This is a genomic window from Lactobacillus xylocopicola (assembly GCF_033096005.1).
Classification (GTDB): Bacteria; Bacillota; Bacilli; order Lactobacillales; family Lactobacillaceae; genus Lactobacillus; species Lactobacillus xylocopicola.
Map to the genome: position 1 here is coordinate 30719 of NZ_AP026803.1, position 19978 is coordinate 50696.

The 19978-nt window shown below is 41.9% G+C and carries 26 protein-coding genes; 19 read left to right on the forward strand and 7 right to left on the reverse strand.

The window, feature by feature from the left end; translation table 11 throughout:
* The first annotated feature begins 6 nt into the window (after window positions 1-6).
* The 5 genes from celB (at window position 7) to R8389_RS00165 (ending at window position 3881) form a co-directional block, all read left to right on the forward strand.
* The gene (gene celB / locus R8389_RS00145; RefSeq protein ID WP_317637501.1) at window positions 7-1302 is read left to right on the forward strand and encodes a PTS cellobiose transporter subunit IIC; all 1296 of its coding nucleotides are present in this window, start codon (window positions 7-9) and stop codon (window positions 1300-1302) included.
* 29 nt (window positions 1303-1331) lie between these two features.
* Window positions 1332-2045, forward strand: coding sequence for a MurR/RpiR family transcriptional regulator (locus R8389_RS00150; protein WP_317638275.1), 714 nt, complete (start codon window positions 1332-1334; stop codon window positions 2043-2045).
* A 271-nt stretch (window positions 2046-2316) separates the two neighbouring features.
* Complete coding sequence (locus R8389_RS00155; protein WP_317638276.1) at window positions 2317-2499, forward strand: helix-turn-helix transcriptional regulator; 183 nt, start codon at window positions 2317-2319, stop codon at window positions 2497-2499.
* Window positions 2486-2947: a hypothetical protein gene (locus tag R8389_RS00160; protein ID WP_317637502.1), complete on the forward strand. Its 462-nt coding sequence runs from the start codon at window positions 2486-2488 to the stop codon at window positions 2945-2947. The genes R8389_RS00155 and R8389_RS00160 overlap by 14 nt, the downstream gene beginning before the upstream one ends.
* An 85-nt stretch (window positions 2948-3032) precedes the next feature.
* Window positions 3033-3881: a matrixin family metalloprotease gene (locus R8389_RS00165; RefSeq protein ID WP_317637503.1), complete on the forward strand. Its 849-nt coding sequence runs from the start codon at window positions 3033-3035 to the stop codon at window positions 3879-3881.
* Window positions 3882-3995: 114 nt separating this feature from the next.
* Here the strand turns inward: R8389_RS00165 and lepB are convergent, their stop codons facing one another.
* Window positions 3996-4598 carry a signal peptidase I gene (gene lepB, locus R8389_RS00170; protein ID WP_317637504.1) on the reverse strand — a complete coding sequence of 201 codons (603 nt, stop codon included), beginning with the start codon at window positions 4596-4598 and terminating at the stop codon, window positions 3996-3998.
* Window positions 4599-4750: 152 nt separating this feature from the next.
* Here lepB and R8389_RS00175 point away from each other — a divergent pair, with 152 nt between their 5' ends.
* The 6 genes from R8389_RS00175 (at window position 4751) to R8389_RS00200 (ending at window position 7661) form a co-directional block, all read left to right on the forward strand.
* Complete coding sequence (locus tag R8389_RS00175) at window positions 4751-5365, forward strand: Type 1 glutamine amidotransferase-like domain-containing protein (protein WP_317637505.1); 615 nt, start codon at window positions 4751-4753, stop codon at window positions 5363-5365.
* 39 nt (window positions 5366-5404) lie between these two features.
* Window positions 5405-5611: a DUF3923 family protein gene (locus R8389_RS00180; RefSeq protein WP_317637506.1), complete on the forward strand. Its 207-nt coding sequence runs from the start codon at window positions 5405-5407 to the stop codon at window positions 5609-5611.
* A gap of 152 nt (window positions 5612-5763) precedes the next feature.
* Window positions 5764-6192, forward strand: a complete 429-nt coding sequence (locus R8389_RS00185; RefSeq protein WP_317637507.1) for a MerR family transcriptional regulator — start codon at window positions 5764-5766, stop codon at window positions 6190-6192.
* Window positions 6182-6601, forward strand: coding sequence for a cupin domain-containing protein (locus R8389_RS00190; protein WP_317637508.1), 420 nt, complete (start codon window positions 6182-6184; stop codon window positions 6599-6601). Before R8389_RS00185 ends, R8389_RS00190 begins: the two co-directional genes overlap by 11 nt.
* The gene (locus R8389_RS00195; RefSeq protein WP_317637509.1) at window positions 6601-6915 is read left to right on the forward strand and encodes a carboxymuconolactone decarboxylase family protein; all 315 of its coding nucleotides are present in this window, start codon (window positions 6601-6603) and stop codon (window positions 6913-6915) included. The genes R8389_RS00190 and R8389_RS00195 overlap by 1 nt, the downstream gene beginning before the upstream one ends.
* 62 nt (window positions 6916-6977) lie before the next feature.
* Window positions 6978-7661, forward strand: a complete 684-nt coding sequence (locus tag R8389_RS00200) for a dihydrofolate reductase family protein (protein WP_317637510.1) — start codon at window positions 6978-6980, stop codon at window positions 7659-7661.
* A 115-nt stretch (window positions 7662-7776) separates the two neighbouring features.
* On the opposite strand, the gene R8389_RS00205 is transcribed toward R8389_RS00200, so the two are convergent.
* On the reverse strand, window positions 7777-8106 hold the full coding sequence (locus R8389_RS00205; RefSeq protein WP_317637511.1) for an alpha-glucosidase C-terminal domain-containing protein: 330 nt from the start codon (window positions 8104-8106) through the stop codon (window positions 7777-7779).
* 94 nt (window positions 8107-8200) lie between these two features.
* Between R8389_RS00205 and R8389_RS00210 the strand changes: the two genes are divergently transcribed.
* From R8389_RS00210 to R8389_RS00235, 6 genes are all read left to right on the forward strand, one after another.
* Entirely contained in the window at window positions 8201-8893 is a 693-nt protein-coding gene (locus R8389_RS00210) for an aspartate/glutamate racemase family protein (RefSeq protein ID WP_317637512.1), read from the forward strand.
* Window positions 8894-9006: 113 nt separating this feature from the next.
* A complete protein-coding gene (locus R8389_RS00215; protein ID WP_317637513.1) occupies window positions 9007-9903 on the forward strand; it encodes an ABC transporter ATP-binding protein in 897 nt (298 codons plus the stop codon).
* Window positions 9896-11137: an ABC transporter permease gene (locus R8389_RS00220; RefSeq protein WP_317638277.1), complete on the forward strand. Its 1242-nt coding sequence runs from the start codon at window positions 9896-9898 to the stop codon at window positions 11135-11137. Before R8389_RS00215 ends, R8389_RS00220 begins: the two co-directional genes overlap by 8 nt.
* A 1027-nt stretch (window positions 11138-12164) precedes the next feature.
* Window positions 12165-13109, forward strand: coding sequence for an ABC transporter ATP-binding protein (locus tag R8389_RS00225; RefSeq protein WP_317637514.1), 945 nt, complete (start codon window positions 12165-12167; stop codon window positions 13107-13109).
* A complete protein-coding gene (locus R8389_RS00230) occupies window positions 13106-13876 on the forward strand; it encodes an ABC-2 family transporter protein (protein WP_317637515.1) in 771 nt (256 codons plus the stop codon). The genes R8389_RS00225 and R8389_RS00230 overlap by 4 nt, the downstream gene beginning before the upstream one ends.
* 4 nt (window positions 13877-13880) lie before the next feature.
* On the forward strand, window positions 13881-14657 hold the full coding sequence (locus tag R8389_RS00235; RefSeq protein WP_317637516.1) for an ABC transporter permease: 777 nt from the start codon (window positions 13881-13883) through the stop codon (window positions 14655-14657).
* Between the two features lie 43 nt (window positions 14658-14700).
* Here R8389_RS00235 and R8389_RS00240 read toward each other — a convergent pair whose 3' ends face one another.
* The 3 genes from R8389_RS00240 to R8389_RS00250 form a co-directional block, all read right to left on the reverse strand.
* Window positions 14701-15384, reverse strand: coding sequence for a carboxymuconolactone decarboxylase family protein (locus R8389_RS00240; RefSeq protein ID WP_317637517.1), 684 nt, complete (start codon window positions 15382-15384; stop codon window positions 14701-14703).
* A gap of 43 nt (window positions 15385-15427) precedes the next feature.
* A complete protein-coding gene (locus R8389_RS00245) occupies window positions 15428-16318 on the reverse strand; it encodes a LysR family transcriptional regulator (protein WP_317637518.1) in 891 nt (296 codons plus the stop codon).
* Between the two features lie 177 nt (window positions 16319-16495).
* Window positions 16496-17236, reverse strand: coding sequence for an SDR family oxidoreductase (locus R8389_RS00250; RefSeq protein WP_317637519.1), 741 nt, complete (start codon window positions 17234-17236; stop codon window positions 16496-16498).
* Window positions 17237-17315: 79 nt separating this feature from the next.
* On the opposite strand from R8389_RS00250, the gene R8389_RS00255 reads away from it, so the two are divergent.
* On the forward strand, window positions 17316-17669 hold the full coding sequence (locus tag R8389_RS00255) for a MerR family transcriptional regulator (protein ID WP_317637520.1): 354 nt from the start codon (window positions 17316-17318) through the stop codon (window positions 17667-17669).
* 3 nt (window positions 17670-17672) lie between these two features.
* Here the strand turns inward: R8389_RS00255 and R8389_RS00260 are convergent, their stop codons facing one another.
* Both R8389_RS00260 and R8389_RS00265 read right to left on the reverse strand, forming a co-directional pair.
* Window positions 17673-18533 (reverse strand): alpha/beta hydrolase, encoded by an 861-nt coding sequence (locus R8389_RS00260; protein WP_317637521.1) that lies wholly within the window; start codon window positions 18531-18533, stop codon window positions 17673-17675.
* Between the two features lie 119 nt (window positions 18534-18652).
* Window positions 18653-19168: a cyclophilin-like fold protein gene (locus R8389_RS00265; RefSeq protein WP_317637522.1), complete on the reverse strand. Its 516-nt coding sequence runs from the start codon at window positions 19166-19168 to the stop codon at window positions 18653-18655.
* A 216-nt stretch (window positions 19169-19384) separates the two neighbouring features.
* On the opposite strand from R8389_RS00265, the gene R8389_RS00270 reads away from it, so the two are divergent.
* On the forward strand, window positions 19385-19978 hold the full coding sequence (locus R8389_RS00270) for a TetR/AcrR family transcriptional regulator (RefSeq protein ID WP_317637523.1): 594 nt from the start codon (window positions 19385-19387) through the stop codon (window positions 19976-19978).

Below are 19978 nucleotides of genomic sequence, written 5' to 3' on the forward strand. Positions count from 1 at the left end.
GTTTATATGGCAAAGGAAAACAGTTTTCTTACCGAGAAGCTCGTTCCGTTTTTTAATAAGGTTTCCAGTGCTAAGCACATGGTAGCGTTACGAGACGGAATGACCGCAGCGGTTCCAATGATTATTATCGGTTCGATTTTTATGATCATTGGTCAATTCCCAGTCCAGGGGTATCTGGACTTTATGGCTCATCTTTTTGGGCCTAACTGGTCCAATGTGGTGCAGTATATCACCAATGCCTCATTCAACATCATGGGGCTGGTAGCGGTAGCTGGTATCTCTTATAGTATGGCTAAAAATTACAAGGGGATAGATCCCTTTTCAGCGATGATTGTGTCGATAGCAGCTTTCATCCTAACCATTCCAATGCAAGTAGGAAAAGATGGCGGCCTATTAATCCCCTTGAAGCAGTTTGATTCATCGGGTTTGTTTACCGCACTGTTAGTTGGGCTGTTTGTGACCGATTTGTATGTTTGGCTCATGCACAAAAACTTGGTTTTTAAGATGCCAGACACGGTGCCACCAGCTGTCAGCAACTCTTTTGCAGCGCTTTTTCCAGGGGCAATCTCACTGTTTGTGGTGTGGTTAATTAGAGTTGGGGTTGAAGCAACGCCAATGAAGAGTATCCCTAACGTCATTACCTTCTTCTTGCAAGCACCGATGAGTAAGGTAACCAATACCTTGGGTGGTGCGATTGTAATTGAGTTGGTAATATGTGTGCTTTGGTTCTTTGGGATCCATGGTGCTAACGCAATTTCGGGTATTATTGACCCGGTGTTGTACACCGCGTTGGCAGCTAATGCCACTGCTTTTAAAGCACATGAGGCGCTGCCTAATATTATTACCAAAACCTTCTTTGACAACTTTGTCCGGATTGGTGGTTGTGGTGCTACCTTGGGCTTTGTTATTCTGATGACTTTCTTTGCTAAAGATAAGGAAATGAAGGCCTTGGGAAAATTATCAATTGCTCCATCGATCTTCAATATTAACGAGCCAGTTGTGTTTGGGGTACCGATTGTTTTAAACTATCAAATCATTATTCCATTTATTTTAGCGCCCATGGCCAACATTATTGCAACGTATATTGCCATGAAGATGGGTTGGGTTGCCAAAACTATCGGAATTTACCCACCGTGGACGACTCCGCCAATCCTTTCCGGAATTATTTCTACGGGTCATATCTCAGGCGGTATAATGCAATTGTTTAACATTGTAATGGACACGTTGATTTACTTCGGCTTCTTTAAGAGCATGGATCGTGCTAAACTAAAGGCAGAACAGGAAGCAGAAAAAGCAGCGTAAAATTACCATGCTGGACCGGGGAATAAGTGATGCAAGCAAGGCAGAAATTAACGGCAACACAGTTACGGATCTATAATTACATTGTTGCTAACAAAGAACAGGTTAAGGAAATCACCTTACGCAAGTTAGCCAGTGTTTTACAGGTCTCACCAGCGTCAATTGTCCGTACTCTGCAGGCCTTGGGTTATGAGCATTACTATCATTTACAAAATCAAATTAAAGAGGAACTTAGTCGAAATAAGGTAGTTGATGATATCACTTACCAGGCCCAGTATTACTTCTCGCAGGAATTCTTGGCTGATTACGATGCCAAAATTGCTCGCTTTAAGAAAATTGCCGTAAAAACTAACGACTTCGTCTTCTTTGGCATTGGCACGTCAGGTGACTTATGTGATTATGGCGCTCGGCAGTTTGTTAATAATGGACGTAACGCATTTGCAATTGATGATCCATATTATCCGGTTGAATTAAGCCGCGATTCCTATCAGGGTAAAACGGTAATTGTTTTATCCGTTAGTGGTGAAGGGCAGCCAACCATTGATCAAGTGAAGCATTTTCGTAAGTTAGGCGCAACGATTGTCAGTATTACTAACAATGAGGACAACACAATTGCCTGCTTATCGGACTTGAACTTTGCTTATCATTTAGAATTTAAGATTATTGGTCAAACTATCAACTTAACTACGCAAGTTCCGGTTGTCTACCTGCTTGAGCGCTTATCGCGCGCGTTGCAAGCTAAGTAAAGCAGCATTAATCTAGTCCCGATTGAGCTCTAAAAAAGTAAAACTAACCAAAAATCCACTAAGTCTGTTATTCAGCTTCAAGAGAGCTTGAATAACAGACTTTTTGCTTGCGATCAAATGATTAAAGGTGGTCAAACTTGATCAATGAATATAAAAAAATCTTGCTTTTAAAATTTTTTTAAGTAAAATATGAAACAAACTACATGAAGCATACTTCAGTAAAGGCGGAGGTGGGATTATTAACAATCTGGTTAAAAAGCAGCGAACTGAGCTGGGCTGGACACAGCGCGAACTCGCTGAAAAGGCTGGCGTAACTGAGCGCACCATCATTTCGGTCGAACAAGGTAAGTATAAGCCCTCAATTCTTCTGGCCTATAAGTTGGCGCAAGTTTTTGCGACTGATATCGAAACGTTATTTTGTTTAAAGGAGTACTTCGAAAATGACGAAGAATAGAAAGAGAAAACTGAAATATTATGCCGAAACTGTATTCTTTATGATCCTTACTGCAGGTAAGGTATTTAGGATCAGTCAGCACCTGCTCAAGCACCTTGGTTGGGAATATATTGTTAAGGACCTAGTTTGGCTTGTTTTGTGTCTGGTGGTGACGGTGGGGACCTACTATAATGCCAAAGACGTGGGCACCAGTGAGGACCTTGATGCTGATGAGCGTTACAAGTACTTGAACATGAAGACAGATCAGCAAGTACTCAAAATTATCAATGTGCTGTTATTCGTTCTAGGTTACGGTTTCCTGATGTGGAGTGTCATTTTATACCAACAGGTGGGGCAGGCTGAATTGAAGTTCATCCTGCTGGTGATTGGGATAGTGCTAGTAACGCTTTGGAATTTATTAATTATTGCTGAAATAGTGCTCTTTTTCGTTAATGACTACCGCAATTAAGGGTCCAGCACCTTAAAGAGAGTGTAAGCATTTATTTTATTAGTTATTTACGTTATAGTATTTACATAGCCAAAGAGGGAGATGCATGATGAAGATTAAGTTCAAAAAAACGCTAAAAATAATTATCGCTGTTTTGTCATTAATTACGGTAACGGTAAGCACGGCGCCTACGGTAGTCAGTCCGGCCATGACTCAGGCAAAAACAAGTCATGCCAAGGTCCACAAGCACAAGAAGGCAAAAAAGAAAAAATCTAGCTACCTGGTGGTTAAAACGGTTAAAGACTTTAAGCCGGGTTACAAATACACTTATAGCTTTAAAAAGAATGCCTATATTGGGCGTAAAATTAAAAATTACCGTCCGGTTAACCAAGTACCTAAAGTTCAAAAGGCCAACTCTAATTATCCAGTTCCGACGGTCAAAAATTTTACTGCCAAGCTCTTAAATAAGTATCATGTTAAGGGCTTTCGTTGGCCGCAGACCAAGATTACTTACAATGATAGTGCATTAAGTGCTAAACAACAGCAACTAACCGCGGTAGCGATTAAACAAATCAATAAATTAAAAATTGTGAAGTTGACTAGGAGCACCGGTAAAGCCAATATTACCTTTGAACTAGGAACTACTACGGAAAATAAGTTGGGTTCCACTGAAGTTGAGTATGCCTATAAATATAAAAATATCGGCTTGATTGATCAAGCCGATATCACGATCTATAATGGCAATATTACTGCCAATAGTAACTATGATCTGTTATTCAATTATGTTGTTTTACATGAAGTGGGTCATGCATTAGGATTAGATCATAATGAATATGATAAGCATGAAATTATGGCGCCAAGTGTAAATGACAGTGAGATTACTACCAATGACAACCTTCACCCCGTTGTTGATCAAGATTATATCAATGCCTTGGCCGTCCTCTACCAAAATTAAAGCGCTAAGCAAGCTACTTTGCTAGCGGGTAAAAACTAACTAAAACAAAACCACTATGCTATTTTTAGAATAGTGGTTTTTACTAACCAACTTTTTGATGATAACTTCAGCAACCTAAAAGCCCTGGATTTGGTTAAACGGCCAGTAACGTAACTTAACTTGGCCAATTATTTCACTGCGTTTGACGAAGCCGAAGCGCCTTGAGTCACTTGATACATCACGGTGGTCACCCATGACAAAGTAGTGGCCCTGGGGAACATGCTTGCGTTTGGTAGAAATCCATGATCCAATATTAAAGTTATTAGTATAAGGGTTGCGGGGATCGGTATGCTTCTTCTTGTAGGAATTGTTCAGAAACGGCTGGGCCATCTTCTTGCCGTTAATGTACATTTGATCGTTTTTAGATTCAACCGTGTCACCGGGTAGGCCGATAATTCGTTTAATATATAAAGCACCAGGATCATTGGCCTTTTTGGGTGCCTTCAAGATAACGATGTCGTCGCGTCGGGGTTCGAAGTTTCGGACAGAAATTAAGCGGTCGCCATCTTCGAAGGTGGGCTGCATGGACGGACCGGAAACTCTATCATTGGAAAGAACGAAATTGAATAAGAGGTAGTAACCCCCCAAAATCACGACCATCATGACCACAATATCGAGGATAAATTTGCCTAAGCTTTCCTCTTGTTGGCTGTTTTGCTTGTTTTTTGAATTGGACATCTTGTTTCCCCTTTAACTGAGTTACCTACATTATAAATATTTTTTGCACTTTTTGCACAATTTGTGACAAAAATTCTCTTTAAGGACATCAATCAACTTGGTAGATTTACAGGTCACGACGTGTTGGATATAATTTGGAGTGGAGGACAATAATGAAAAAACTATTTTTAACGTCTTATTTTGCCGGAACGGTAGACCAATTTAAGCAGTTTATTAAGACGAACCAGATCAGTGCAAAAGAGGTAACTTTCATTACCACTGCTGGCAACGTTGAAGATTATACTGGTTATATCGATGAGGGACGCCAAGCTCTCCAAGACCTGGGTTTTCAAGTAAATGATCTAGATATTGCTAGCACCGCAACCGCAAGTGTAACCCAAGCAATTGCGGCAGCTGAAATACTGTTTATCACAGGAGGTAATACTTTCTATCTTTTGCAAGAATTAAAGCGCCAAGACTTACTAGGACTGATTAGTGCAAGAATTAAGGCCGGTATCCCTTATGTGGGTGAATCTGCTGGTGCAATCGTGCTGGCGCCGACTATTACCTATAACAAAATGATGGATGATGCCACGGTTGCGCCGGCTTTAACTGATGATCGTGGCTTTGCGTTAACCGATTTTTATCCTTTGCCGCACCAGGGCGAGGAGCCCTTTAAGGAAGCAGTCGAAGAAATCATTGCGACTTATCAAGATCAGTTGAAGCTATTGCCCATCAATAATAGCCAAGCGATTATGGTTAATGGTGACAGTTATCAAATTATTTAGGCAGCCATAACCATTAGATAATTATAGGGGGATAATACGGTGAAGCAGAATAGGTGGCAGATTGTAAATGCTGTAATGGTGATTATTTTTGCAATTTTGGCCCTAGTAATTTGGTTTAGGAAATATGACGGAAGTGGAGCTGTTAATACCATAGGAGTCAAACTAAGCTCGTTGGCGGTACTGGGTATATTCTTGCTTTTGGTTCTAGTAGTGGAGTTGGTGGTCTATTGGCTGACGAAGAAATAAGCTAAGCGGACTCGAAGTTAATTTAAAAATGACTAATAAAATAGCGCGCCGCAGGGTGCGTTTTTTAGATGATTTTTTTGCAAAAAACTCTTGACTTAGAGTTAACTATAAAGAATATGCTTAGTAATAATCTTGAAAGGAGCTAAAGCAGGATGGTGCAGGAATATAAAATTAGTGAATTCTCTCATTTAGTCGGGCTTTCTCCATATACGCTGCGGTACTACGAGCGTGAAAACTTAATCATTCCCCACCGTTATGACAATGGTCAGCGCTATTACACTGATCATGACATCCGGTGGGTGGGTTTCTTGTTGCACCTGAAGGGATGCGGCATGAGTATGAATGAGATTAAGGAATACGTCACCTTGCGTAGCCAGGGTGATGAGACGATCCCCCAACGGCAGGCGCTGTTGCAAAAGGTTAAGGCGAACAGCCTGTCTAAGATAGCAGAAATGCAGTTTCACCTGAAAATTTTATCTCACAAGATTGATTGGTATGATGGTAAGTTAAACAATCACGATGAGGGCGACTTTGCCGCATATCTGAGTAGATTTGAGGAGGAAGACAAAAATGAAAAATGAAGAAGTTAAGCAGGGGATTATTTTCCCATTTGGTCAGGAAAATGTGGCCTATGCAGAGGATTTTATTGGTAAAAGCTATCTGGCAAGCCTGGTAAATGATCCCGAACTTAATGTGGGCGTTAGCAACGTGACCTTTGAACCAGGTTGCCGCAATAATTGGCATCAGCACCACGAGGGCTTTCAAATTTTGTTAATTACCGGTGGTGAGGGCTGGTATCAAGAATTTGGCCAGCCAGCGCGTTTGTTGCATCCAGGGGATGTGGTGGTTGTGCACAATGATGTGAAACACTGGCACGGAGCAACCAAGGATAGTTGGTTCTCCCACCTGGCTATTACAGCTGGCACACCAGTGTGGCTTGAACCGGTGGCAGATGAAGAATACGAAAAAGTTGAACAAGGAGCAGAATAATGAAAAAACAAACAGCCGGTCGCGATAATTTGGGTGATTTTGCTCCAAAATTTGCGGAATTAAATGATGATGTGCTATTTGGGGAAGTTTGGGCGCGTGAAGATAAGCTATCTGCTCGCGACCGTAGTCTAATTACGGTTGCAAGCTTGATGACGCAAGGTGTGCCCCAACTTGAGGCCCATCTGAAGATTGCCAAGACCAACGGTGTCACCAAGGAAGAAATAGTGGAGTTGATTACTCACCTAGCTTTTTATACTGGCTGGCCCAAAGCCTGGTCAGCGATGAATTATGCTAAGGAAATTTTTGGAGATTAGCAAGTTCTGGGTTAGGTAGTGGTACTAGCTCGGGTAAATATTATTAGAAAGGGCGGGGCAAGATGGAGCGCAGTAAAGTCATCGTGCATATGTATGTTTCAATTGACGGCAAGATAGATGGACCGCATAGTAGTAACTTGTCGGGGGCATATTATGCGGATGAGTTGTTTAACTTAAGCAATGCCGATGGAAATGGGCGCAAGACAATTCAAATGTATGCGGCTAGCGGTCATGCAGACCTAAGTAAATATGCTACCGCCAGAATTGAATATGAGGATTGGATTCCTGAAATTGAATCTGCAACTTGGTCCGTTGCCTTTGATCGCAAGGGTAAATGCCTCTGGACAAACAATTACTTTGAATATAACCAGCATAAAATGCATGCTATCGAAGTGGTGACTAAGCAGGCATCTAAAGCATATCTGGCCTTTTTGCAAGCCATGAATATCCCATACATCATTGGCGGTGAAGAAGACTTTGATTTAAATGAAGTACTAGTTAAATTAAAAAAATACTTTGCTATTAATACTTTAGCAGTCTGTGGCGGCGCCATTATTGACGGCCTCTTTTTGAAACAACAGTTAGTCGATGAAATTTCACTAGTTATAGCGCCACATGTTAATGGTAATCCCAATGAAAAGTCAGCTTTTGATACTTTAGGCGAATATGTTTCTGACACTTTTGCAATTAAAGCGGTTAAGAAACTGACAGACGGCGGAGTTCATTTAATATTTAAACGACAATAAAGCCCCAATAGCGCTCAGCTGATTACGAAAGTCTGTTATTCCCAATAAGGAAGGACAGGCTTTTTAACTGCTCAATGAAAAACCCGTTTCCAGTTTTAGGGAAACAGGTTTTTGATTATCTAAGTAATAGCGCGATGGCTTCATAGGCTTGCAAGTTGATGGCTGCTGGCACCTGGCGGAGCTCCTGCTTGTAGTTGCTAATTAAGACTTCGGCTGCTTGGCCCTGATATTGCTGAGGTAACTGGTAGGCAACGGGATTAGCATAAAAGTTATTAATTACCAAGAGCGTTTGTCCGCTGTATTGCCGGCAATAGGCAAAGACCTGAGGATGGTCCAGATCAAGCGGAGAGTAGCTGCCGTAAGCGATAATCGGATAGTGCTTGCGCAAATGAATCAACTTTTGATAATACGGAAAGATCTCGCCATGATCCAGCTCGGCTGCCACATTAATTTGTGCCTGATTTTTGGAGTTTTTCTTTGTTGTAATTGTGTGTTATGATTTCATGAAAATCACCAATAGGATTGAAAAGGAGTCTTAAATGAAAACAATTGGATTGCTCGGTGGAATGAGTTGGGAGAGCACAACAGATTATTACCGACTCATTAATGAAACAGTGAAGCAGGAATTAGGCGGTCTTCACTCAGCTAAATGTCTTTTATACAGTGTTGATTTCGCAGAGATTGAGAAGTACCAATTTGCCAATCAGTGGGATGAAAGCGCCCGTGTTCTAGGCGAAGCAGGTCGTTCGTTAGAGCGAGCTGGAGCTGATTATATTGTAATCTGTACGAATACCATGCATAAAATTGTTGATCAAATTCAAGCCCAAGTCAAAATCCCCATTCTCCACATTGCTGACGTAACTGCTCAAGCATTAAAGCAGCAAAAGATTGATCGAGTCGGTCTGCTGGGAACTAAATTTACGATGGAAGAAGATTTTTACAAAAAGCGGCTGATCGAGCAAGGGATTAAGGTCGTCATCCCTGATCATGGTGAATGCGAAAAAATTAGTGCAATAATTTATGATGAATTGTGTCTCGGTCAAATTAAGGAAGATTCTAAGCAGTTTTATCTTAAAGTCGTTGATGAATTGCACCAACAAGGAGCCCAAGGCGTAATTCTGGGTTGTACCGAAATTGGTGAATTAATCCAGCAAAAAGATACTACAGTACATTTGTTTGATACCACGCGTCTTCATGCCGTTAAAGCAGCAGAGCTGGCAATTGATAAATAGAAGTTAAAAAACCAGCTGTAATGGCTGGTTTTTTGCTGTTAAGAAAAGATTAGCCTTGCATTAAACAGTAAGGTATAATTGGTCTATCTTGTATATTATTTAGGAGGACGGCAATGCTGCAAGTAGAACATTTAAGCAAGAACTTTGGGGCCGTGCATGCACTTCAAGATGTCAACTTTACCATTCAACCCGGACAGATTATGGGCCTAATTGGCCAAAATGGTGCGGGTAAAACGACGACCTTTCACAGTATCTTAAACTTTCTTCATTATGCTGGGCAAATAACTTGGGAGGATGCTCCCATCACCGAGTCCACTTTCAATTCGATTGGCTACCTACCGGAAGAGCGGAGCCTGATGCCAAAGATGACCATCGAGGAGCAAATCGTCTACTTGGCCCAACTGAAAGGCTGTAGGGGGAAGGAGATTCGGGGACAGATTGATTCCTGGCTTGAGCGCTTCGAAGTTAAGGGCAAGAAGAGTGACAAGATTAAAACCCTGTCCAAGGGTAACCAACAAAAAGTCCAGCTGATCTGTACCTTAATCCACCAGCCCAAGCTGATTATTTTGGACGAGCCCTTTAGCGGCCTTGACCCAGTCAACACCGACGTGCTCAAGCGCACAATTGCCGAGGTCAAGGACCAGCAGGCGGCCATTATCTTTTCTAGTCATGATATGACTAATGTTGAAGAGATTTGTGATACCTTGACCATGCTCAAAGATGGCCAAGTAGTCTTGAACGGTGACTTGGAAACGGTTCGTGATTCCTTTGGTAAAACCGAGATCTATGTTAAGACAGCTAAGACCCGGGCAGAGCTGGCCGAGCTCCCACATGTGCAAGCGGTCGAGCAGCAACAAGCTAACCGCTACCTGCTGCGCCTTGACGATGAAGCTAAGGGCGCTGAAGTCTTCCAGGCGGTCACTGAGGGTCAGTATATCGAGGAATTTAGGCAGCAACCGCCAACCTTAGACGAGATTTTTAGGATGAAAGCTGGTGAAAAAAATGAATAAGCTGTGGATTGTTACTTTTCAAACATATTGGCGCCAGGTCAAGTCCTGGTCCTTTGTAACGCTAGTCTTTATGCCCTTTATTTTCATTGGTGTGTCGATTCTCTTTGGGTTGGTCGGTGGTAACTCAGCCGATTCTACTAATTCGGACCAACAAATTGCCGTAATTAGTCAGAACGCCCAATTACGGCAAAGTTTCATCAAGTCGAATAAGAACTTGGTTGACGCTGATATTAAGACCGCAACAGCTGCCCATAAAAAGCTGGCTAGCCAAGACATTGACGGTTATCTGGTGCTCAAGCTTGAGCACCACCAGCTACAAGCCACCTACCACGGAGCTGGGAGTGTTGATGATGAGCTCAAGGCTAAGGTAATGAACTATGCGCAAAAGTTGCAGGGACAAATCAACCTGCAACGGGCCAGCCTAACTCCGCAGCAAGCGCAGGCGTTAGCCCAAAAGCCGCGCTACCAAGAAATTCTGCAGCGGGCTCACAGCAAAGGTGATAACAAGCTAGCACAATACATTTCACTTGTTGTGCTAATATTCATGAGTTACATGATTCTGATCTTGTATAGCAGTGTGACTGCCCAGGAGATTGCTGCCGAAAAGGGTAGCAAGATCATGGAAATCATCTTTTCCAGTACAACGGCTGCCAAGTATTTCTTCGGTAAGATTCTGGGCATCTTCGGCGTTATCCTGACGCAAGTGGCCATCTACATTCTGGGCGGCGCGGCCATCTATCAGTGGGCGTTGCACGCCAGCCAGACCGCACCCTTCATGCATGATAACCAGCATCTTATTAATGAAGTATTGGGCAATCTGCTTAATGTCAATCTGCTGTTTGTCATCTTGGGCGTGGTTATCTACATCATCCTGGCAGCCTTTTCCGGCGCCTTGGTTGCTAAAGTGGAAGACTCTTCCAAGGCAGCCTCCTGGATTAGCTTCCTCGTGATGCTGGCCTTCATTGTCACCTTCATGTTCATCAATCAGCCGGATCAGCTTTTAGCCCAAATCATGTCCTATGTACCGCTCTTTTCATCCTTTGTGATGCCGCTCCGGATTATTAGTGGTCATGTTGGTACACTGGAAATTAGTATCTCGCTAGCTATCTTGGTAATCAGCGAACTGGCCCTAATGGTCTACATTAGTAAGATTTACCAAGGCCTGATTCTGCAAACCGAAGACACTAGTTTTTGGAAGCGGCTAAAGCGTGGGCTGTCATATAGTAAGGCATAATAAAAGTGCTGAAACACTAACCGTTTCAGCACTTTTTGTTTAGAGTGTTTAATGCGCTTAATAGCAAAATCGCTTGGTAAAAAATTCAAGTAGTGATAAACAATCATGAAGTGGGTGCCTTTGGCGCTAGCTTCGTCTAACAAAAAAGTCGCTGATGCAAGTGGTAATCTTGAGCAAGGCTACAGCTCTCTCTATTCCGCTGGCGTTAATTTCTAAATTAGGGCAGAAGTGGCCATCAAACTGCCGTTTGCTCACTTGATAAAGTTAGATTAACAGCTGTAAAAATACTATTAGTATTTATTTGTAAAAGGATATAATTAGATAGATAAATAAAAAGGCGTTAGATACTAAAACCTAACGCCTTTCTTATAACATATCAACTACATTTTTATTCTGCAGTAGTGTTTCCGTGTGTGAAATGGAAATATAAAGCTATTAATTGGTGTAATAAAGCAAAAATCATAGTTACGCAACCTCCTGTCTGTAGAATAAAGTAATTACCTCAAATAATAGTATAACTAAAAAACAGAAAAATATCCAACATTTATTTACATTTTTTGTAAATAAACGTTAGAAATACAAGTAATTATCAGTGTAAAAATACTATATTCTAAAACATAAAAATGTTTATATTGTTACTTTATAAAGAAGGTAAAATATTAGCTTTAAATCACTTGCAAAAAAGTAAAAATTCATAAATAAGATTTTTTGTTTTGACAGCATGCCATGTCTGACAAGGATTTATTGCTTTTGATAAATTTTTATAGCGGGGTTTGCAGGCTTTTGTGCTTAAATGTTAATATATGACTTATTGATGAACGTTTTAACTTGCTGTCTTTTGCAATATTGAAAATCAAAAAATGCGATTGTCTGCTTGACGTTGCCGTAATAAGTGCTGGCTGCCAGAATTATGTTATAAAATTAGATTAAAGTGTATAATTGATTAAATAATGAAGTAATTGTTTAAAGCAAACTTAGCTGTAATAGCTAAAATAATGATACTTTTAGGTGCTGAGGAGGAATAGCTGTGCTAATTGAAATCGAAAACCTTTCCAAGCAATATCAAAAAGTAATCTCGGCCAGGTTATTCCACAAGCAGTACCAAGAATTTGATGCGGTCAAGGGAGTTTCACTGAATATTAACCCCGGTGAGCGGGTTGGACTTGTTGGGCTGAATGGCTCTGGCAAGTCAACCCTGATTAAGCTGATCTTGGGGATTTTGCAGCCTAGCCAGGGACAAGTCAAGACTTTTGGCAGTGATCCGATTGCCAACCGGCAAAAAAATGCCAGAAAAATCGGGGTTGTATTTGGGCAAAGGAGCCAGCTCCGCTGGGACTTACCGGCAATGGATACTTTCAAGTTAAACCGCGAGCTTTACCAAGTTTCTGAAAAGGACTTTACCCAAAGGGTAGCCCAGCTCAGCCGGTTGCTTGATGCTGGTGATTTTTTGCTACAGCCAGTCCGTAACCTCAGCTTGGGTCAGCGGATGAAGGCTGAATTCATTGCAGCCCTGATTCACGATCCCGAGCTAATTATTTTAGATGAACCAACGATTGGTCTAGATGTGCTCAGTAAGAATAGCATTGTTAACTTTTTACAAACACTAACCGATAAGACTATTCTGTTTACCTCGCATGACCTGGATGAGGTGGAAAAAGTCTGTTCCAGAATCGTTATCCTTAATCAAGGCCGCCTGGTACTGAATAAGGACAGTCAGGAATTAGCGGACTTGGCAGTCCCGGCTACCATTACCTTTGCCAGTAAGACCAGCTCTTATGATGATTTGACTGCGCGCTGGCCGCTTGAGCGCCTTGATAATGGTGACTATCAATTGGCTAATGTTAGTCAAAAGGACATCAAGCGAATTTTGAGCGAACTGACCGCTGCGATTCCCATCGACCATATCGAAGTGAAGAGTGGTAAGTTGGAATATTTGCTTGCACACACTGCGACAGCGGGGGTCAATCAATGAAATACCGCTTGATTTTGTTCAAGATCGGACTTAAAAAAGGTCTCGCCTCGAAGTATGCTCTCTTGTTTTACCTCGTTTCTGCCTTAATTTCACTTACTGTGCAGTACTTCTTGTGGAAAGCCGTCTTAGCGGGTAAACCCGTGAGTGAATTTAAGCAAACATTTAGCTATCTGATTTTGATGCAGTTATTAGCGATTTTGTTTCCTAAGACAAGTTATGATGTCGATGACAAGGTGCGCTCCGGTGATATTGCGCTTGATCTGCTCAAGCCGGTTACCCTGGCAACACAATTGTTTTGGGAAGGTGCCGGTTATTCGGTTGCCAAGTTGTTGATTGTGGGACTTGTGGACGTGCTTATCTACTTATGGGTTTTGGACTTTCAGGTAACGCTGATTATGGTCGTAATGGTAGCAGTAGCAGCGGCTTTAGCTTATCTTTTGTACTTTGAGTTGGAGTTGCTCCTTGGTCTATGGTCATTTTATGCTTATAGCATCTGGGGGATTTCAGCCTTTAAGGAGGCTATTCTGCTAATTTTGGCCGGTAATGTCTTTCCCGCCTACTTCTATCCGCAGGCGTTAAAAACCTTGGCGGCTTACCTGCCTTTTCAATATTCGTTTGGAGCAGTTGGCCTGCTGGCGCAGCATCCGACGGTGCCCTTATTTGGCCAGATTATTGTAATCCAGTTGCTCTACATCGCACTTTTTGCACTTTTGTTCAAGCTACTCTATCAGCATGCTGTCAGTGTAACGGTCATTCAGGGAGGTTAAGTTAATGCGCTATTTAAAACTACAATTGACCTATATGAAGGTCAACCTCAAATCTCTGGCGATCTATGACCTTGATTTTTACTTTGCAATTGTGGGGATGATTATTCAGAATGTGCTAAATATTGTAGCGCTTCGCTTTATTTTTAATATTGTTCCGCGCATTAAGGGGTATAGCTTTGACCAGCTTCTGCTGACCTATGCACTAGCGACGCTGGCTTGGTCAATTTTTCGCTGCTTCTTTATTAATGCGTTGAATATTTCTGATTACATTCACAAGGGTTCGCTTGATACCATTTTGATCAAGCCTGTCAACCCGCTTTTTCAGCTGATTAACGAGCGGGTTGATGAGGATTCCTGGGGAGACTTGTTGGTGTCGTTACTATTATTAGTGCTTGTCGACAGCCGGCTGCATAATCCCTGGTATATTACCGTAATGTTTATTTTTATAGCCATCTTCACCTCGCTGATCTTTTTAAGTTTGGCTGTTTTGGGTAATTTGGTGTCACTATTTTCAAACGGTCTTTCCGATTTAGCTGAAACTACTTTTGACTTCTTTGAAATGAGCAAGTATCCGTTAGCAATTTATTCGGGTGGGTTAAAATTCATTTTGACCTTTATCCTACCGCTCGGTTGGGTAGCATCAATCCCCCAGGAGCGTATCGCCCAACGTCATGAATGGGGCTGGTTGGCCATTATTCCGGTCGTCTGCCTGGTCTTTTTTGTACTCATCTACCAATTATGGCGCCTGTTTCTAAAAAAATACCAAAGTACTGGAAGCTAAAAATGCAGTAGTCATTTGACTACTGCATTTTTATCAACCAAAGTTATTTGCTTTGGCTGACTGCTTGATGGATAACCTGCACACTGTTGATGACCAGGGGAAAGCCAATGTAAGGTAGCAACTGGATAGTTGCCCAAACCAGCTCGCTTTCACTGTTACCAGCCCTCAGACTGCCTCGCGCGTGGGCCTTGATTTGAAAGTCAACGTTTAGGGTGATGAGGGCGAGCAATTCATAGCGTTCGCGGTCACGCACGTCTAAGCGGCTACGGTTATAAAAGTCATTGAAGAAATGGTTGGTCAGTGCCTGGGGAACAAAGTCGCCTGCTTCGTCAGGCAAGTCTTTTAATAAGTTCTTGATTTCAGTACCATATAAGTCTGCTTGAATACTAGCACCATAATTCTCATCTGCATTAGTAGCGCTCGGGCTGGGTCTGAATTGATGCTTAGTCAAGACCGCTTGAATTGCCGGTAGTGCCTGTTGCACCTTAAGGGTTCCGGCAACTGGAGTTAGCTGGTAGACCACCTCCAGTAAGATCTCCGGCTCAATGCCAGCAGCCAAGCAGGTTTCAACTTGGTCAGCGAGTGCTGTAGTTATTCCCTGGGTAATACTTGCAATTATCGGAATCAGTACCCGATCTTTGTGCAAGTGGCTAGCACAATTAGTGTTCACATCAGCCAAAAATGATTTGATTAAGTCATGATATTGCATTTCAATTTCTGTAGTCAAAATAAAACCTACTTTCATAATAAGATAGTCAGTATAATCGATGCTAAGCCGATCTGCTAGTAAAGAGGGTGTCCTTAAGTCGTTTAATGAATAGTTCAGCAACCGGTGAGAGGCTGACTTCTTGCTTCCAAGCCACCTTGACGGACTGGCCCAATGCAGGGGTCAAGTGCTTAAAAACTAGCCCGGATTCCTGCGACGTATCAGCCAGATTGTCCAAGGCGAACATTAGCGCAGCATGATTTTTGACCATCATTGTACCATTGAAGTAGAGGTTATAGGTACCAATGAAGTTGACGCAGGAAGAATAATTACCGAGCCAATTCTGGAAAATTTGTAAGGTTTGGGCTTGTTGGGAGTTGAGGACTGACCGACAAACTAGGTCTTGTGGCCTAATTGTACTCTTCTGGGCTAATGGATCATCAGGGCGCATTAAGACACCCCAATCGTCTTTTTGAGGCAGGGTAAGAGAGGCGTAGTTATTGAGGGGCACATCACCAATGATAATAGCGAAGTCGGCGTCACCGCTATTTAATTTCTGTGTCGTGTAGTGGTAATCGCCACTGAGCAAGTGGATTTTTACGGTAGGATGGTCTTTGATAATACTGCTGATGACATTCATAACGGGCTGCATGCCGCTGCTTTCGCCTGCGGCAATGGTCAAATCGCCGCTGACAAAGGAAGTTGATTGCAGGTCATTCTTGGTTTTAGCGGTTAGTCCGAGGATTTTCTGGGCTTGTCCTAACAAATATTGGCCATCGGGGGTTAGGGTTAAATGCCGCGTCTTGCGGTTGAATAATTTGACCCCTAGTTCAGTCTCAAGGTCAGAGATTTGCCTTGATAGAGCAGGCTGGGAAATCAACAATTTAGTGGCAGCGCGGGTCATGGTTTCCTCTTGGGCAACCGCTACAAAATAATTTAAAACTCTTAGTTCCATAATATTTTTCCAATTCCTTGTCTGCATTTTAGTTGATAGATGGATATGACTAGTATATGTGAGCTTGCAACGCCGCTTGATTCCACGTGAAACAATTATTGGGTGACCATACCGGAAAAGCACCTGGCTCTTTTTAAGGGTAACAGGTGCTTTTTTTAGCGGAGAGGTGCTAGATAACTAAATTCCTTGGCCAGTTGGTCTGACGAGAATTTCGTTGATGTCAACGCCTTCTGGTTGGTCCATCATAAAGATGGCAGCGCGGGCAACGTCTTCAGCGGCCAAAGAACCGTTTGGTGCCTGGTTGGAACGCTCATAGAGATCTCTAATTTGATCGTCCTCGGTCGTTGACAGCAGGTTAGTGCGAACCGCGCCAGGCGAAATAGTCCCAGTCTTAATCCCGTTATTGTGTTCTTCCTGACGTAAGCCCTCCATGATGGCCCGGACGGCAAACTTGCTGCCATTATAGACAGCAGATCCAGGATAGAGGACGTGTCCCGCCACCGAATCCGTTGCCATAATAAGCCCGTGTCCCTGTTCTTTCATGAGCGGCAAAGCTGCTGCAATCCCGTTTAGGACCCCCATCACGTTAATATTCAACATCTTTTGCCAGCTGGCAGTTTTAGCCTCGATGAGGTTGCCCTGAGGCATAATTCCCGCATTGTTGTATAACACGTCAAGGCGGCCAAAATTATTGATTGCCAGGTTGATGAGGGCCTTGACTTGGTCCGGTTGGGTTACATCGGTTACCTGATACAAGATATTTTCACTTTGAGTCGCTGCTACGACCTTTTGCAGGTCAGCTTCTTTGCGAGCACCAATGACTACCTTGGCACCAGCTTCAACTGCCAGTTTAGCAGTAGCTGCACCTATCCCGGAAGAGCCACCAGTAATCACAATTACCTTGTTTGTTAAACTCATTTAAAAGTTCCTCCTTTTTTGCTATAGTTAAACTGTAAAACTTAAAGTTAAGGTTAAGTCAAGAAAAATGGAGGAAAAAATGAAAATTTCTGAAGTGGCAGAAAAAGTTGAGTTGACACCGGTAACCCTGCGATACTATGAAAAAGTTGGCTTGTTGCCAAATGTCAAAAGAAAAAATGGTGTACGCCACTTTGCTGAAAGTGACTTGGAGTGGATTAATTTCATCAAATGTATGCGCCAAGTAAAGATTCCGGTTAAGGACTTGGTTGTTTACACCGAGCTCTTGCAGCAGGGTACTGATACCAAGCCGCTTAGACGACAAATTCTGGTTGACGAATTACACCGTCTGGAAGAAGATAAACGGACTATCCAACAATCCATCGAGCGTTTGAAAGCTAAAATCGATCTGTACGATCAGGGCAAGATTAAGTAAGTTCTACTTGGACCAAAGGAACTTAATCAGTACGCGATCAACTTGTTCATTTTCATGTAGCTTACTGTGTTGAGCATTAGGACCATGAAATTCTTTTTCTTGGTAAGAGCGAGCCCGTGAACCAACTAGGTAGCGCAGCGTCCGGGATGAGTTAATAGGTACAGTGCCGTCACTGCCCCTACCCGTATCGCCGTAAATATTTAATACGCGAGCATTGCGGGGAAAGTTCTGCCGCAAGCTTAGCAGTCGCCGGTAACTGGCGCTCATTTTTTGCGGTGAACCATTCTGATTAACTTTTAATGATGAGTTCGGCTCGCGAACAAGGCCATTATAGTGGCCAGCGATGGCTACTAGCTTGTTGAGCTTAGGCATCTTGCTGGTACCAAGGTTGTTGCGCAAGTAATAGATAATTTGCAAGTTACCCATCGAGTGTCCAACCAAGTTTATTTTTTTGAAGCGATACTTTTTTTGTAGCGCTGTTACGATTGCTTTAACGTAGCGGCTACTCTTGCTATAAGCTTTTCCCGGATCACTTTCGCTGCCAGTAACACTTTTGTTGTTTTCCAGGTTAGCCTCAACGATGGGATTAACAGCGCCTTTTTTAATGGTGCCAATCAACTTTACTTTTCCTGCGGGGCTAACATCGGCCCGAATAACGCTGTTGCTAGCGCCGTGGTTGCGCGCATAACGCACCATACTTTCCTCGGCATGGTAACTGCTGCCCCAACCGTGAACAAAAATAGTTGGTGTATCAATCTGCTTGGCTGAGTCTTGGTGAGAGTTATTGATTAGCAGGTAGGATAAGATTACAAGTAGAATTACGGCCGCGAGGCTGGTAATGGTGATTTTGCTTTTTTTGGTCATTTTATTTCTCCGATAATTGTTTTTAAGATTGCAAGGTCATTATAGGGCTAATCCCGTTAACGACAAAATACTTGCTCTCAGTTGCTGTTAATAAGTTGGGGTCATAATTAAAGCCAGGGTTATAAAGCCAGTTTGACCGTCACATCTTTTTTACCCAGGATATTTTTCAAGTCGCTTTGACTGCTATTTATAATTCTGGCAATCTTGGTCAAACTCCAAGAATTGTGATCGTAATAAAGAGATAATTGGTTGCCCTGGTAAAGCGTAATGTCTCCTGGTTTGGTAGTCATTTGCTCGTTATTTTGTGGTAAAGACCAGGGTAAATCGCCGACTTTTTCGAAATTGCCAAAATCGTGAAATCTCAGCGTTAGGCTTTTCTTTTGCAATTTTTGGCTTAGTGCCTTGGCAGAGGAATTATCTGCCAACTTAGCAGTTAGAACTGTTTTACCAACTTTGATTTTTAAATACTGATTCATTTTTTTGGAGGACCTCTTGTTCTTTTTCACCTTTTTGGCGAGTGAAATGTCGCTGAACGGTGAATTTTTATTATTTTGAGGTAAGGTGCCAAAGACCCTCACCCCGATAACTATTACCATAAATGTAGCGATGAAAAGCGCTACTTTTTTCTTTGTCATGAAGTATACCTCCTCGTTAGGTGATTAATTTTGGGGTTGAATAAAAATATAGACCTTATAGTTAAGGTTAAGTCAACTATAAAGTGAAAAATATTACTCAAAATAGATTGACATACTAAGTTATTAAAAGTACACTATTTGTGACCGTATGACTAAAATATAATTTTTGGTCATGAAAGAAAAATCGAATAAAAGTTAATTTATAAGGAGATAGTAATGAGTAGAGGTTTTACTGAAGAAGAGAAAAAAGAACTAAAAGAACGATTAATTCAAGTATTTATTGAGGAATTAAATCATCAAAAAATAAGTTCAATTAACATAGATGACTTAGTTAAAAAAGTTGGTATTGCCAAGGGCTCCTTTTATCATTTTTTCAAGTCAAAGGACGATCTTTTTGCAGAAGTGATTAATAAAATTCAAGACAATATTATTAATAAGTCAACTTATCTTGCTGAGGAGGATAAACTTCCGGCCAAAGACAGACTAAAAAAGATCCTGCTTTACTTGGTTGCCACTATTGGTCAATACCCCTGGATTAAACAATTATCTAATGTTGAATACGCCAAGCTAATTCGCCGCTTACCTGATGATGCAAAGGAAAAGCTACGGCAAAAAGACATTACGGATTTAACCAGAATTTTGGAGATTCTTAACTTAAAAACGGTTTATCCTTATGAAAACATTACCGTTATGGTTCAGATTATCTTTTCCTCAGCATTAAATAAAGACGATTATGGCGATAAATACGATGAATCAATCAAAATATTGGTTGACATATTAATTGATCATATTTTTACAGAAAGAAGATGA

Excerpts from the sequence above, each read along its gene's own strand:
- celB (WP_317637501.1), top strand. The coding sequence starts at position 7 with ATGGCAAAGGAAAACAGTTTTCTTACCGAGAAGCTCGTTCCGTTTTTT.
- R8389_RS00150 (WP_317638275.1), top strand. The coding sequence starts at position 1,332 with ATGCAAGCAAGGCAGAAATTAACGGCAACACAGTTACGGATCTATAAT.
- R8389_RS00160 (WP_317637502.1), top strand. The coding sequence starts at position 2,486 with ATGACGAAGAATAGAAAGAGAAAACTGAAATATTATGCCGAAACTGTA.
- R8389_RS00165 (WP_317637503.1), top strand. The coding sequence starts at position 3,033 with ATGATGAAGATTAAGTTCAAAAAAACGCTAAAAATAATTATCGCTGTT.
- lepB (WP_317637504.1), bottom strand. The coding sequence starts at position 4,598 with ATGTCCAATTCAAAAAACAAGCAAAACAGCCAACAAGAGGAAAGCTTA.
- R8389_RS00175 (WP_317637505.1), top strand. The coding sequence starts at position 4,751 with ATGAAAAAACTATTTTTAACGTCTTATTTTGCCGGAACGGTAGACCAA.
- R8389_RS00185 (WP_317637507.1), top strand. The coding sequence starts at position 5,764 with ATGGTGCAGGAATATAAAATTAGTGAATTCTCTCATTTAGTCGGGCTT.
- R8389_RS00190 (WP_317637508.1), top strand. The coding sequence starts at position 6,182 with ATGAAAAATGAAGAAGTTAAGCAGGGGATTATTTTCCCATTTGGTCAG.
- R8389_RS00195 (WP_317637509.1), top strand. The coding sequence starts at position 6,601 with ATGAAAAAACAAACAGCCGGTCGCGATAATTTGGGTGATTTTGCTCCA.
- R8389_RS00200 (WP_317637510.1), top strand. The coding sequence starts at position 6,978 with ATGGAGCGCAGTAAAGTCATCGTGCATATGTATGTTTCAATTGACGGC.
- R8389_RS00210 (WP_317637512.1), top strand. The coding sequence starts at position 8,201 with ATGAAAACAATTGGATTGCTCGGTGGAATGAGTTGGGAGAGCACAACA.
- R8389_RS00215 (WP_317637513.1), top strand. The coding sequence starts at position 9,007 with ATGCTGCAAGTAGAACATTTAAGCAAGAACTTTGGGGCCGTGCATGCA.
- R8389_RS00220 (WP_317638277.1), top strand. The coding sequence starts at position 9,896 with ATGAATAAGCTGTGGATTGTTACTTTTCAAACATATTGGCGCCAGGTC.
- R8389_RS00230 (WP_317637515.1), top strand. The coding sequence starts at position 13,106 with ATGAAATACCGCTTGATTTTGTTCAAGATCGGACTTAAAAAAGGTCTC.
- R8389_RS00235 (WP_317637516.1), top strand. The coding sequence starts at position 13,881 with ATGCGCTATTTAAAACTACAATTGACCTATATGAAGGTCAACCTCAAA.
- R8389_RS00245 (WP_317637518.1), bottom strand. The coding sequence starts at position 16,318 with ATGGAACTAAGAGTTTTAAATTATTTTGTAGCGGTTGCCCAAGAGGAA.
- R8389_RS00250 (WP_317637519.1), bottom strand. The coding sequence starts at position 17,236 with ATGAGTTTAACAAACAAGGTAATTGTGATTACTGGTGGCTCTTCCGGG.
- R8389_RS00255 (WP_317637520.1), top strand. The coding sequence starts at position 17,316 with ATGAAAATTTCTGAAGTGGCAGAAAAAGTTGAGTTGACACCGGTAACC.
- R8389_RS00260 (WP_317637521.1), bottom strand. The coding sequence starts at position 18,533 with ATGACCAAAAAAAGCAAAATCACCATTACCAGCCTCGCGGCCGTAATT.
- R8389_RS00265 (WP_317637522.1), bottom strand. The coding sequence starts at position 19,168 with ATGACAAAGAAAAAAGTAGCGCTTTTCATCGCTACATTTATGGTAATA.
- R8389_RS00270 (WP_317637523.1), top strand. The coding sequence starts at position 19,385 with ATGAGTAGAGGTTTTACTGAAGAAGAGAAAAAAGAACTAAAAGAACGA.